18 protein-coding genes are annotated in these 13,161 nt (G+C 42.3%); 11 read left to right on the top strand and 7 right to left on the bottom strand.

What is annotated here, in order from left to right; translation table 11 throughout:
• The first annotated feature begins 17 nt into the window (after positions 1-17).
• Entirely contained in the window at positions 18-1,067 is a 1,050-nt protein-coding gene (gene bamC / locus OCU56_RS09315; RefSeq protein WP_261872959.1) for an outer membrane protein assembly factor BamC, read from the top strand.
• Positions 1,068-1,211: 144 nt separating this feature from the next.
• Here the strand turns inward: bamC and OCU56_RS09310 are convergent, their stop codons facing one another.
• From OCU56_RS09310 to OCU56_RS09295, 4 genes are all read right to left on the bottom strand, one after another.
• Positions 1,212-1,448: a DUF2897 family protein gene (locus OCU56_RS09310; protein ID WP_261872958.1), complete on the bottom strand. Its 237-nt coding sequence runs from the start codon at positions 1,446-1,448 to the stop codon at positions 1,212-1,214.
• Positions 1,449-1,479: 31 nt separating this feature from the next.
• A complete protein-coding gene (locus OCU56_RS09305; protein ID WP_261872957.1) occupies positions 1,480-2,175 on the bottom strand; it encodes a M15 family metallopeptidase in 696 nt (231 codons plus the stop codon).
• A gap of 1 nt (position 2,176) precedes the next feature.
• Positions 2,177-3,313, bottom strand: a complete 1,137-nt coding sequence (gene dapE, locus OCU56_RS09300) for a succinyl-diaminopimelate desuccinylase (protein ID WP_261872956.1) — start codon at positions 3,311-3,313, stop codon at positions 2,177-2,179.
• 182 nt (positions 3,314-3,495) lie between these two features.
• The gene (locus tag OCU56_RS09295) at positions 3,496-3,846 is read right to left on the bottom strand and encodes an ArsC family reductase (protein ID WP_261872955.1); all 351 of its coding nucleotides are present in this window, start codon (positions 3,844-3,846) and stop codon (positions 3,496-3,498) included.
• Between the two features lie 32 nt (positions 3,847-3,878).
• Between OCU56_RS09295 and OCU56_RS09290 the strand changes: the two genes are divergently transcribed.
• From OCU56_RS09290 to OCU56_RS09255, 8 genes are all read left to right on the top strand, one after another.
• Positions 3,879-4,412, top strand: coding sequence for a recombinase family protein (locus OCU56_RS09290; protein WP_261872954.1), 534 nt, complete (start codon positions 3,879-3,881; stop codon positions 4,410-4,412).
• Between the two features lie 6 nt (positions 4,413-4,418).
• Positions 4,419-4,856, top strand: a complete 438-nt coding sequence (locus OCU56_RS09285; protein ID WP_261872953.1) for an HNH endonuclease — start codon at positions 4,419-4,421, stop codon at positions 4,854-4,856.
• 481 nt (positions 4,857-5,337) lie between these two features.
• Positions 5,338-5,874, top strand: coding sequence for a recombinase family protein (locus OCU56_RS09280; RefSeq protein WP_261872952.1), 537 nt, complete (start codon positions 5,338-5,340; stop codon positions 5,872-5,874).
• Positions 5,862-6,275: a hypothetical protein gene (locus tag OCU56_RS09275; protein ID WP_261872951.1), complete on the top strand. Its 414-nt coding sequence runs from the start codon at positions 5,862-5,864 to the stop codon at positions 6,273-6,275. Before OCU56_RS09280 ends, OCU56_RS09275 begins: the two co-directional genes overlap by 13 nt.
• The gene (locus OCU56_RS09270) at positions 6,272-7,225 is read left to right on the top strand and encodes a glycine zipper domain-containing protein (RefSeq protein ID WP_261872950.1); all 954 of its coding nucleotides are present in this window, start codon (positions 6,272-6,274) and stop codon (positions 7,223-7,225) included. The genes OCU56_RS09275 and OCU56_RS09270 overlap by 4 nt, the downstream gene beginning before the upstream one ends.
• Positions 7,226-7,239: 14 nt before the next feature.
• Positions 7,240-7,938 (top strand): hypothetical protein, encoded by a 699-nt coding sequence (locus OCU56_RS09265; protein ID WP_261872949.1) that lies wholly within the window; start codon positions 7,240-7,242, stop codon positions 7,936-7,938.
• Between the two features lie 115 nt (positions 7,939-8,053).
• Positions 8,054-8,230, top strand: coding sequence for a hypothetical protein (locus OCU56_RS09260; protein ID WP_261872948.1), 177 nt, complete (start codon positions 8,054-8,056; stop codon positions 8,228-8,230).
• A 291-nt stretch (positions 8,231-8,521) separates the two neighbouring features.
• Complete coding sequence (locus tag OCU56_RS09255; protein WP_261872947.1) at positions 8,522-8,800, top strand: winged helix-turn-helix domain-containing protein; 279 nt, start codon at positions 8,522-8,524, stop codon at positions 8,798-8,800.
• Between the two features lie 7 nt (positions 8,801-8,807).
• On the opposite strand, the gene OCU56_RS09250 is transcribed toward OCU56_RS09255, so the two are convergent.
• Positions 8,808-9,149 carry a DUF2956 domain-containing protein gene (locus OCU56_RS09250; RefSeq protein WP_261872946.1) on the bottom strand — a complete coding sequence of 114 codons (342 nt, stop codon included), beginning with the start codon at positions 9,147-9,149 and terminating at the stop codon, positions 8,808-8,810.
• 77 nt (positions 9,150-9,226) lie between these two features.
• Here OCU56_RS09250 and OCU56_RS09245 point away from each other — a divergent pair, with 77 nt between their 5' ends.
• Positions 9,227-9,685, top strand: coding sequence for a DUF2919 domain-containing protein (locus OCU56_RS09245; RefSeq protein WP_261872945.1), 459 nt, complete (start codon positions 9,227-9,229; stop codon positions 9,683-9,685).
• A 16-nt stretch (positions 9,686-9,701) separates the two neighbouring features.
• Positions 9,702-10,610, top strand: coding sequence for a Dyp-type peroxidase (locus tag OCU56_RS09240; protein WP_261872944.1), 909 nt, complete (start codon positions 9,702-9,704; stop codon positions 10,608-10,610).
• 212 nt (positions 10,611-10,822) lie between these two features.
• On the opposite strand, the gene crr is transcribed toward OCU56_RS09240, so the two are convergent.
• A complete protein-coding gene (gene crr, locus OCU56_RS09235; protein WP_261872943.1) occupies positions 10,823-11,332 on the bottom strand; it encodes a PTS glucose transporter subunit IIA in 510 nt (169 codons plus the stop codon).
• Positions 11,333-11,373: 41 nt separating this feature from the next.
• The gene (gene ptsI / locus OCU56_RS09230) at positions 11,374-13,098 is read right to left on the bottom strand and encodes a phosphoenolpyruvate-protein phosphotransferase PtsI (RefSeq protein WP_261872942.1); all 1,725 of its coding nucleotides are present in this window, start codon (positions 13,096-13,098) and stop codon (positions 11,374-11,376) included.
• Positions 13,099-13,161 lie beyond the last annotated feature (63 nt).

The following is a 13,161-nucleotide window of genomic DNA, read 5'->3' as shown; positions in this document are numbered from 1 at the left end:
AAGAGTCAGGAGTCTCAATGAAGTTTGTTAATCAGCTGGTGATCAGTTCACTGGCTGTCGCTATATTAAGTGGTTGTGCAGGTAGTGCAGCGGAGCGTCGTCAAGCAAAAGACGATTTTAAGTATCTCGATGTTAAGCCTTATTCTGGACTGGTTTCAGCACCGGAGCAGCAGCTTGAAGTCTACCCAGATTATACGATTCCTAGTGGCGACTATATGGGTGGCTTAGGTAAAGACGTAGATATACGTCCACCTCAGCAAGTATTAGAGCTGATTCCTGGAGCACGTACCGAGCAGAAAGATGGTGTGATCACCTTATGGCTACTGACTCAAGATGAGCGAGATAAAGTATGGCAAACAGTCAATGATATGTTGCAATCTCGAGATATCAAACTAGTAGACTCCAGTGACGATCGTCTAGAGACGGATTGGATCGTATGGGAAGAAGAAGACGAAGAGGAAACGCTAAGCAGTCGTTATCTTATTGAACGATTTGAGCAGAACTCTCGTTATGGCTTCCGTATTAGCTTAATCGCTTGGAAAGAAGGCGGTCAAGAGCAAGAGGTGAGCTTTACTAACAAAGAGCGTTATAACACCTTTATGACCAATTTAGTCATGGCTCGTTACGATCAAGAAGTTCGTGAGCAGGCAGCCAAGGAAGCGCTGGAACTGGTTAAGATCATCCCGTTAAGTATGGGTAAAGATCGCAGTGGATTGCCGATCATTATAGCTCGTGCTCAATACGATGTTTTCTGGCAACGTATTCCTGAATTGCTACCGACTTTAGGTTTCACTATTGATGACCGTAATCAGTCTCAAGGTACGATTAACGTCTCTTTTGCTCAACCAAACGATGAGTTTTGGGAAAGCATTGGCACTAAGCCTTTGAGCTATGAGTCAGAAAGCTACACCTTCTTATTAGGTGATTTAGGTAACCGTACTTCGATTAATATTACCGATGCTGCAGGCAAGCCTGTGACTGAAGAGATGTTAGAAGAAATGGTTCCCGCCCTTGGTATGATGATGAAACAAAGTAATCCAGATCAAGTTGACGACACTGAGCAATAGAAGCCAAGTCTCTATTGGCACTCTATGAGCAAATGAAAAAAGGAGCCCCTATTTAGGTGCTCCTTTTTTATATCTATTACAGCAAACGTGTTCTTAGTCATCGCGTAGCAAAAACATCTGACAATTAGGCTAATCAGTGATTGCTTACTCTGCACCATTTTCACTGGGTTGTTCAGGGCTTTTCTCTTTTAAATTTGCATTGCTTTTCTGTTGGCGTTCAGCATCCAGTTGTTTAAGTTTATCTATATCGTCTTTTTGTTGTTTCGACACTGAGCCAATTTTCATATTTGCAGTGTACTTTAGGGCGGCAATATTGCCGGCAATGACACTAACCACAATGAAAATGATGACCCAAGGGTTAAATAGTAAATCTAAAAACATAATATGATTGTCCTATAAAGAGCAGTGAGCCTTATAAATTGGAGATATTAGTAACATATTGAGTGTAGATGTGATTGAAGTGCTTGAATACTTCATCGCAACCTTCAATAGGGTGTTGTTGTAAGGTGTCCAACAGTCGTTGCTCAGTTAAAGTATTCAGTGCCGTGGTCGCCGTGGCTTTATGACTTAAATGCCAAGGTTCAACAGCCACTCCGCCTTGGTCTTGGGCGTAGGGAAAAAAGAAACCAAATTGTGCCCCATGAGTGACGAGCCATTCATAGAAAGGGGACTGGTGCCCACTAAGGTATTCCCACGGCTCTAATTGCAGCTGGGTGTTATTTGGCAGTAAATTAATGGCGTACAAATCAAAATCACTGCCCCAGTGGTGGCGACTGGCACCAGGTAAGGCGGACCATCTTAAAATAGCATGAATACGCTGTATTGGAGATAAGGTGTTGGCATCCAGTGGTTGCCCTTGGCTATCAAGTAAGGGGCGCAGGCCTAAATACTTGTTATTCCAGATAAGTCGTTGACGTTCGAAATCTCTGTATCCACTGGCTACCGCCACAGAAAACCCATCTTGCTTAGCATGAGATACTAGCGCTGAAAGATCATGCTGAACCTGCTGCTGAACTCTGACCGCTTGTTTATCCAGTTGGATAACCGTGAGATGAGAGTCATCAAGTCCAGTTAATTGTTGCTGAGTCCAGTCGCTAGTTTGTGGCATGTTATTTTCCTAACAGATTGATCAATACGTTTTGGTACATGTCGGCCAATCGGTCAAGATCTTCCGCTTTTACACACTCATTCACTTTATGAATGGTGGCATTTACAGGACCTAACTCGATAACTTGCGCGCCCATTTTAGCGATAAATCGTCCGTCGGATGTGCCACCTGTGGTTAACAGTTGTGGGGCTTTGCCATTTACCGTCGTCACCGCATCAACGACAGCCGTGAGAAGATCACCGGTAGCGGTTAAGAAAGGTTCGCCGTTGAGAGTCCACTTTAGGTCGTAATCAAAATCATATTGATCTAATACCTGATAAACGCGCTCTTTAATTTGATGGTGACCGATCTCTGTGCTGTATCTTAGGTTGAACATAGCGTGCAATTCGCCGGGAATCACATTGCTTGCACCAGTACCTGAGTTGAGATTAGGGAATTGGAAGCTGGTGGGTGGGAAGAAGTCATTGCCGTTATCCCACTCAACTTGGCTAAGCTCAGTCAATGCTGGTAGTGCCTGATGAATCGGGTTTTTCGCTATGTGCGGATAGGCCACATGGCCTTGAATACCTTTGACGGTGAGCTCACCGGTAAATGAACCGCGGCGGCCATTTTTAACGATATCGCCCACATACTCAGTAGAAGAAGGTTCACCGACAATGCACATATCTATGATTTCATCACGGGCCACTAGAGTGTCGATGACACGGGTGGTTCCGTTAATGAAAGGACCCTCTTCATCTGAGGTGATGAGAAAGGCAATGGAGCCACTGTGTTGCGGGTATTGCTCAACAAAGCGTTCGACGGCGACAACCATAGAAGCTAGAGAGCCCTTCATGTCAGCCGCCCCGCGCCCATATAAGTAGCCATCCTTAAGGGTGGGCTCAAAAGGCGGCGTGCGCCAATCTTTTAAGTTACCTGCTGGGACAACATCGGTATGACCGGCAAAGGCGAACAAGGGCGCTTGTGTGCCTTTTCTTGCCCATAGATTAAGGGTGTCATCAAAATGCATGACTTCTATGGCAAAGCCTAGTGCTTTGAGGCGTTCAATCATTAGTGGCTGACAGCCAGCGTCTTCTGGTGTGACAGACTCGCGACTCATTAAATCAATGGCGAGTTCTAAAACAGGACTTGAGTTCATCCTAATTCCTTAAAGCAGGTTATACCAATCGTACTAAATAACTGATCATTCTAGCTTGTTAAAATACTCGATAACAGCGTTAGAATTTTTGATTGTAGAATAACTACTTGTCGAAAAATTCTGCCTTGTTTTCGAGCATTTTTCCTGCGCTATTTCTGATCACTTACTTAGTGTGATTGGTATTAAACGTGAAAAATGTTGTCATATTGTTCGGCTTTAAAGCCAATGTGAAAAAGGTCACCAATACGGAGAATAGGGCGTTTAACCATAGCAGGGTGCTCGACTAAAAGTGCAATCGCACTGTTTTTATCAAGAGTGTTTTTTTGTTCATCAGAAAGTTGACGATAAGTGGTGCCGCGCTTGTTGAGCACCAACTCCCAACCAAAGATGTCACAGAACTCAGTGACCATTTCTGTCGTGATGCCGTGTTTACGGTAATCATGAAAAGTAAAGTCAATTTGATGGCTTTCCAACCACTTTTTGGCTTTCTTGATGGTATCGCAGTTCGGGATACCGTACATAATAACGCTCATGTAAATACATCCATTTAAGTGGTAATTATCATATGAATACAGCTTACAGTTACATTCGTTTTAGCTCAAGCCGACAAGCTGACGGTGACTCTATTCGTAGACAAACTGAGCTTGCTCGCTCATATGCCGATAAGAACGGCTTGGATTTACAAGATGTTTCGATTAGTGACTTTGGCGCTAGTGCATTTCGTGGTTCAAATGCAACTGAGGGTGCTTTAGGTGCATTCCTTAGACTTGTTGATGAGCAAAAGATAGATTCAAATTGCTACCTGCTCGTTGAGTCGTTCGATCGACTAAGTCGACAAGCTGTTGAAGATGCTTTGGCTTTGTTGCTACAAGTTGTGAATCGGGGGATTACGCTCGTAACTTTGTCAGATAACCATGTTTACAAACGTGGTGAACTAGATATGACAAAACTGATTATGTCGATCGTAACCATGAGTCGAGCTAATGAGGAGTCAGAAATGAAGTCTCAAAGAACCTCCGCTGTATGGAATAAAGCTCGCCTCGATGCTTTGAATGGCATTAAAGCCAAGAACTCAAGGCTGCCTTGCCTGATTGGTTGAGCTGGAATGGTGACAAAACAGACTTTGTCGTTAATCAATTTTGAATGGCAGTTAGTCGCATTAATCAGTCTTGGAAACCGAAAGATTGCCATGATTGATCTTTGCGATATTGAATTGCTCTCAGAGCGCAGCTTCTACGCTCAGCAGCTTAATGATGGTAATTGGGTTGCTAGGTGCTCTCAAGACGGAAAACTGCTCCACAGGCTCATAGAGAGTCCAGAGCGAGACCAAGAAGTCGATTATGTAGACAAGGATACGCTTAATAATCGCCGAGGTAATCTTCGGGTGTGTAGTTCACGCCAAAACAACCTAGCTAAAGATGACCAACCTTCCTACAGGCATTGGTTTGGCATGAAACGAGTACGAGATTATTTTCGTGCTTGGGATGCAGAAGACAGAAAATGGGTAGGAAAATTTTCGACCGTTGAACGTGCAACCCTGTAACGAGACCAAAGTTATCAAGAAGAATATTTCCACTCTTGGGTTGAAGAGCCACATCATCCGTACGGATTCATTCGCTGGAACTTTGACATCCCTCCAAAAGCACATGACATGGATGATTACCTGTTTGATAGGGCTAACGATGCTGCCATTGATAGCTACGATATAGCGCAAGAATTAGGGTTATGTTCATAATTCAATTTTTGTTAGCTCAAGGGTTATAAGAAATGTGTAGCGAGTTATTAGAATTCTCGCTATGTAATCAAACTAACGAAAGGGGCTACCATGAAATTCAAACAATTTATCATCGAACTATTACTTACCAGAGTTATCGAATTTGTACATGCTGTATTAAGTGAGTTGGTCAATAGGAAATCAGAGTCTTATCAATAATTTAAATGAATTTAAATGAATTTAAATGAGGTTTGTGGAATAATCTATTTGTAAGAGTTGCCATACCATAGACTGTTTCGTTGGAGAATTTATGGCAATCGTTGGATACGCACGAGTGAGCACGACAGGGCAGAGTTTAGAGGATCAATTGAACGCATTAAATGACTGTGACATCGTCTTTCAAGAGAAAAAGTCGGGCGCACAATCAGAACGAGAAGAGCTGAATTGTATGCTTGAGTACGTCCGAGAAGGTGACACAGTCAAGATAACAAAGCTATGTAGGCTTGCAACGAACACAAAGCATCTGCTTGAGGTCGTCGAATTACTCGATGTTAAGAAAGTATCATTACAGGTGTTAAATCTAGGGATAGACACCGCCAGCACAACGGGTCGCCTTATGGTGACTCTAATTGGAGCTATCGCCACATTTGAGCGGCAAACCCTTCTTGAACGTCAGGCAGAAGGTATTGCGCTGGCTAAATCGAAAGGGCGTAAACCGACAACTAGAGCTAAGCAAGCACAAGTGCGTGAGTTACTAGTTTGTGGGATGAGCAAGGCACAAGTTGCTCAAAAGTTGAATATAAGTCTTTCTTCTGTATATCGGATTATTTCGAAATGTCATTTATAAACAAAACAACCACATTTGGAACACAGAGTCTCTTTAGTCAGGAGGGACAACTGATAGGGTCGTCAACTCCAACGCCATTTAACTTAGGTACTAATTATTTTGAAGCTAACGGTTCTTTTGGTGGGAGAGACGTTGATAGTGCTTTTGGTACAAGCCACTTCGATCAAGATGGAAGTTTTAAAGGATTTAGTAACGAAGATGCTTTTGGGAATACACATTTTCATGGCGTAGATGGTGGTCACTCATTTGCACAAGAAAATGTGATGGGTGCATCAGTATTTGAAAATGGGACTCTAGTTAAAAGCATTATCGGTGACTCTGAAGATTCTATGGAGTTAGCTCAGAACTTTATGAGTGGAGCTTTGAGCTTAAGTGATGATTTAGTGGATTTTATCTCATGAAAATGACTGATAGGCTCCACAGTAGTGCATACACACTTTTGATTAGCGTATCTAAACTTGAGTTATCGCAGGACCCTATAATCTATGGGAATCTAGCGAAAATACATTTAGATGTTATTGAGTATATTTGTCGAAATTTGGCCGATGACTATGGTGTGCACTCCGAAGTTTTCAGCTTATACCCACCTCACGCAATAAAAGCTACTGAAATTGTACTTCAACAAATGCTAACTAAATCTGAATCAGCTCAGTTGGTTAATAATATTTCGACGGGAATTCGATTAACAACAAATCCTTTGAGGTTTGCTGCGAGAGAAGTATTAGAAGATATCGATGATAAGCCTGAGTTTCTTCAATTACGAAGTGTTCTCCGAACTAGTGCGTTACCAGTGGTACTCAGTGCTCTAGATGAGTTAATGAGCAGAGGAGTTGAGTCCTCAGAGCTTTATGCGGCTATTGAGTTGGCATACCTCTATATTGATGGACTGATTGATGATAGCCAGAATTTTACAGAAGATGCACTTAGTGATCTAACTCTAATAACTGAAGCAAAAAATCAGTTTGAAACTCAGGTTGAAGATTATTGGCAATATGGATACCTCGATGGCTCTCTGGATACAGGGATGGCGAAAGCTGGAAAAATAGCTGGTGGGATGACAGGTGCAGTTGCTGGAGCAAAAGTTGGGGCTATTGTGGGTTCAGTCTTTCCAGGTTTTGGAACCGTTGTCGGAGCTGCTGTAGGTGGCGTTGCGGGGCAAATAATAGGAAAAAGCGTAGGTGAAGAAATTGCTCGTCCAGATCTAGATGATGAAAAATCGAAAAACAGAAATGATGAAGTCGAGTCTCTAGCTAACGATGCAGCAGTCTATGCAAAAGAAACTTTTGATGAAGCGCAAGATATCTCAAAAGCTTTAGCCCAAAAAGCTTCAGCTTTTTGGGCTAAATGGTAGAAGAGGAAGTAATCGTGGAACTAGAACTAAAAACAGAACTGCAAGAAGCTCAGAGCAAAGAGAAGGCTATTAGAAAAGAACTTGATAAGCTGGTCAATGAATCTAAAGCTCATAGAGAAGACCATAACAAGCAGCGAAAAACTAATGAGACCGAGCTTAAAAACTTGGTTTCTGCACAGGATAGTTTAAAGGAAGAGGAGTGCAGGCTTAACGCAAGGAATGAAGCTATTACGGACTTAGAGCCTGCTTGCAATGAAGAAGCTGATGACGATAGCGCTATAAGTGCTCTTCATCGAGAAGTACTAGATAACAAAGTCAGACTGATTGAAATTCAGTCAGAAAAGAACAAGTTGGCTCTAAAATATGCATCTCAAGATACGAGCGTGCGCACACTGAAACAACCAACAAACGAAGCTCTAGAGACAATAGAAAATAAAGTGTCTATTTTGAAGGAAGAGCTTGCGGCTAATTTGGAACGTCAAGAAAAACTCAAACGTGTAATTGACCCCAAATACAATATGAAAACTTCATTTGAGAAAGCCGCTGATGATAAAAACTCCAATACATATCTGATCGTTTCACTTGTTATTGCGGTGTGTTTGATTCCAATCTTTGGTCGTGTTGGTATCGTAGGTGCATTGTTTATTGGCTATAAGCTATATCGGAAGGCAAGTAAAGCTAAGCAAATATCAGACGTTGGCAAACGGGTATAGCCTAGTGACAAAATTGAAACGGCTCTTAAGACTATGTCTTTAGGGTCGTTTTCTATTTTTGGAAAAGAATTTTCACAGGGTAGACCCTTGTGATTGAGAAAAAAGAGGTTTGGAAATGTTAGGTGCAGCATTAACGCCATTACTGTGGACAGTTATTGGTTGGGCGTATATTGGGTATGCTTGGCTATTTGATGAACCGATTCTTTGGTATGACTGGTTGATTATTGGCGGTTATACCATTGGATCACTGGTTTATGTGGGAGTCAGATGTCGCTCACTTGAAAATCAATAAGTTACGTGAAGTTTAGATTTAGTATACGGAAGGGTCTAAAAGGTCTTGCAGTTCGGGATACCGTACATAATAACGCTCATTATCTGTCCTTAGTGAGTGGAATATATAGGAATCCTACCAAACAAATTCGATGGGGTGTATCACTAACTCTAATTTACAAAAGTAGGCTATGTCTCGAATTGAATAAAAAACGGATTACAGGCCCTAAAAGAGTCAATGTTGTTTGATCCGTCTCAAGTCTCCAATGTTGTTATTGGCAATAATTGAGCAAAACAGCTGTAGGAGGTATCAATGGAATTGAATCCTGTTTTTGCTCGGCGCTTGTATCTTGCTCATTTGGTGGCAAGCCTAGATAGACCGAATGTTCCACGTTTGGTGGAGTATACTGGATGGCCACGACGCACCATTCAAGATGTGTTGAAGGCATTACCCGGTATTGGTATATCTCTATCTTTTATTCAAGATGGACGCCGTCATAATGACGGTTATTATTGTGTGTCCGATTGGGGACCATTAGATGAACATTGGGTAGCGGGAAATACCACCCAATTACGCTCACATCTTTCTTAATGCTCTACTAAGCAACAAGAACCGTGTAAACAATGAAACCAATCCAACTGACCAACAGTAAAGCCCAAGGTAAATAGTGTGTGTTAGACGACGTTTCTATAGGGGAAGTGACAGTTTCTGCCGTAGGCTTTGTAGCGCTTTGTTTTTGCTTACTGGCACGCTTTTTCAACTTGTCGGCTTCTCGAGATTTTTGCTTCTGACGCTTCTTATATTCAGCAATACCTTTTTCGATGCCCAGGGCAATTAAGCGGGTTTGCTCTTTTGTTTGCCCAGGTTTTTGGGTCGCTCGTGCAACTTGCATCGCTTGCTGTTGGGTTTCTGATGAAATTGACGTATTGTTCTTTTTCATAAAATAATAGTGAATAAAGTATTTGGCTTAATTATGCCTTTAAACTTTACAAAATTCCTCAATAGAAAGTGGTTAGTTTGCGTTACTTAATTGAAGCATATGATAAAAATGGTTATTTAAAAGCGCCAGTGTGGCTTTGGCTGTGCTGGTTGTTCTTAGCCAGAGGTTGGATCGTATTTGTATTAGCTGGGGTGACCAAAGATCAGGGCAGTGATACGTTGGCGATGATCTACCCCAATGCCACAAGCCTGTATATTATGATGGCGATGGGCGTCCCCAGTTTACTATTGATGTGGTTAATAGAGCTCAGAAGCCCTAACAGACCCAGATTAAACCAAGTGATTGGTGTTGGACGTCCAGTATCCCTTCTGCTCACGGTAGCACAGCTTGTCCTTGAGCTGCATTATATCGTTTTGCAGCACGGGCGCTTTAGTTGGGGTGGATCCTTATCAGTAGTCGGCTTAAGTTGGATTGTGATATATCTATACAATAGCCGAAGGGTAAAAGATTGTTTTAAAAGTATTTCAGATAAATAGAGTGAACGGAGTAAATATGATTCAAGCTCAAGCAGCGATAGTGCCAGAACCAGGCCCATTTGCCTTATATGTTCTGATGAAAGTCACTGGGGACCAGAATAAAGTACTGAATGCATTACAACAGGTGGATAGCTGGGTTGATGAAATCAATGCCAATCAACCAGATGCACAGCTAACGAGCAGTGTGGCTTTCTCTCACTCGTTTTGGCAACAAAGCATTGCAGAAGAGATGCCTAGCGAGTTGATTCCATTCCCAGCACTTGAGTGTGGGGAGCATCAAGCACCGACAACTAGCAGCGATGTATTACTGCATTGCCACTCTTTGCGTCATGATTTGCATTTCTTTTTGCTACGTAAATTGATGCAAGTAGTATGCGAAGATGTGACGATTGTCGATGAAACCTATGGTTATCGTTACCTTGACTCTCGTGATATGACTGATTTTGTTGATGGTACTGAAAACCCAGAAGGGGACGAACGAGCGAGCGTGGCTTTACTTGATGAGGGAAAATTCTCTGGGGGGAGCTATGTAATGGTGCAACGTTTTGAGCATGATCTTCCCGCTTGGAATGCCCTTTCTGTTCGTCAGCAAGAACTTAAAATAGGCCGTACTAAGCAGGACTCCATTGAGCTTGATGACGTACCGGCTCAGTCTCATGTGGGACGTGTTGATATTAAAGACAAACAAGGTGAGGGACTGAGCATAGTTCGTCACAGCTTGCCTTATGGCACAGTGTCGGGTGTGCATGGGCTGTTATTTATTGCTTATTGCAATACGCTGCACAATTTTACCGCTATGCTGGAAAGCATGTATGGGCAGGTGGATGGTCAAACGGATCACCTTCTTGATTACACAAAAGCGGTCACGGGTGCTTACTTTTTTGCCCCAAGTCGTAGTATGTTAAAGCAACTAACCGTGCTATAAACAAAAAAACGCAGTCAATGACTGCGTTTTTTATTGTTATTTAATAATATCAATCGTAGCAATTAACTGATCAATCTAGCTTGTTAAAACACTTGATAGCGGCGTTGCAATTTTTGAATGTAGAACAACTACTTATCAAAAATAGCGCCTTGTTCTCAACTGTTTTTCCTGCGCTATTTCTGACCACTTAATGACTGTGATTAGTATAACAATTACTTAGTGACACGTAGAACCGGTGTTTCACCTACTGTAACGGCACCAGAAAGCTTGTTCAGCTCTTTGATTTCATCCATGTTTGAGATGACAACTGGAGTTAGGGTAGATTTTGCTTTTTCCTCTAGGAAGGCAAGATCAAACTCAATGATAGTGTCCCCAGCTTTCACTTCTTGGCCTTCAGAACCGATGCGAGTAAAGCCTTCACCTTTAAGTTCAACGGTATCAATACCGAAGTGAACAAATAGCTCAATGCCATCTGTTGATTCGATAGAGAACGCATGGTTGGTCTCAAAGATTTTACCAATAGTACCATTTACTGGAGCAACAATTTTATTGCCCGTTGGTTTGATAGCAATGCCGTCACCAACGATCTTTTCAGCGAAAACTACATCTGGCACATCTTCGATATTGACGATCTCACCTGAAAGCGGTGAAATGATTTCAATTGAACCAACAGTATTGCCTTCGTCCGATACCAGCTTTTTTAGTTTGTCAAACAGACCCATTACATGCTCCTAAGCAATTAATTTGCTATTAAATTATATTATTAGTTTGTTTTTTCCGCGATAAATTTTGCTACGTGTGCTTCAATTTCTGCTGCAGTTGGCATTTGTAGGGCTTCTTCTGCCATTGCTTGCACTTCTGAGAAGTGCGCATTGCGAATCACTTTCTTAACTGCTGGAATTGAGATCCCACTCATAGAGAACTCATCTAAGCCCATTCCAAGTAAAAGGAGCGTAGCGCGTTCGTCACCTGCAAGTTCACCACACATTCCCGTCCACTTACCTTCCTTGTGAGAAGCGTCAATTACTTGCTTGATCACAGTTAGAACAGCCGGTGATAGTGGATTGTATAGATGAGAAATGAGCTCATTACCTCGGTCTACTGCTAGAGTATACTGAGTTAAGTCATTTGTACCAATACTAAAGAAAGAAACTTCTTTAGCTAAGTGATGAGCAATAGCAGCCGCCGCAGGTGTTTCCACCATTATGCCTATTTCAATGCTTTCATCAAATGCTAAACCTTCAGCGCGCAGTTCTGCTTTATATTCTTCAATGGCCGCTTTCAGCTCACGAATTTCTTCTACTGAAATGATCATTGGGAACATAATGCGCAGCTTGCCGTGTGCTGAAGCGCGTAGAATACCGCGAAGTTGGTCACGCAGGATTTCACGACGATCTAAGCTAATACGAACCGCACGCCAGCCAAGAAATGGGTTCATTTCTTGCGGAAGATCCATATAAGGTAAATCTTTATCACCACCAATATCCATGGTGCGGATAATAATAGAGTGGCCAGCCATCGCTTCGGCGACTTCTTTATAGGCTTGGTACTGTTCTTCTTCTGTAGGAAGCGCTGTACGGTCCATAAACAGGAATTCAGTACGATACAGTCCAACACCCTCACCGCCATTGCGTTGAATACCGTCACAGTCTTTCACTGTACCAATATTGCCACATACTTCGACTTGATGGCTATCAAGCGTGACCGCGGGTAGGTCTTTCAGTTTGGCTAATTCAGCTTTGTCAGCAAGGAACTGTTCACGAATATTTTTTGCTTCGTCGAGTTCCGCTTGGGTTGGGTTCACGATGATTTTATTATTCATCGCATCCAAAATTAGGGTATCGCCGTTTTTGACTTGCTGGGTAATGTTGTTTGTGCCAACAATAGCAGGAAGTTCAAGAGAGCGAGCCATAATGGAAGTATGGGAGGTGCGTCCACCAATATCACAAGCAAAGCCTAAAACGTAATCTAGGTTAATTTGCGCTGTTTCAGATGGGGTAAGATCGTAAGCAACCAGAATCACTTCTTCATTAATATCACTGAGTGATACGATGTTGATGCCAAGCGCATTTTTAATAAATCGATTGCCAATATCACGAATGTCAGTGGCACGCTCTTTTAGGTATTCGTCATCGAGGGACTCTAGGGCTGTGGCTTGCTCTTCGATGATGGAATGGATAGCTTGGTCTACAGTGAGCTTATCACCTTTAATAAGAGCAAGAATCTCCTCTTCTAACTCTTCATCTTCAAGAAGCATGATGTGACCTTCAAAGATCGCTTCTTTTTCTTCACCAAACGTTTCTAGAGCTTTTTGTTTGACGATTTCCAGTTGGGCTGAGGATTTGTCTCGCGCACTATAAAAGCGCTTTACTTCCGCTTCTACTTGCGACGCCGAAATTTTGTGAGTGTTTAGAACGATTTCATCTTCTTGAAGGAGTAGCGCTTTACCAAAAGCAATACCTGGAGACGCTAGAATACCTGAGATCATAGCTGTACCTTTACTTAGTATAAAGTGGACGGATTACTAATTTTTAGCTTACTTAGAGGCTAT

The organism is Vibrio rarus (assembly GCF_024347075.1).
GTDB lineage: Bacteria > Pseudomonadota > Gammaproteobacteria > Enterobacterales > Vibrionaceae > Vibrio > Vibrio rarus.
Note: the sequence above shows the minus strand (reverse complement) of the source record. Positions and strands in the feature narration are given on the sequence as shown.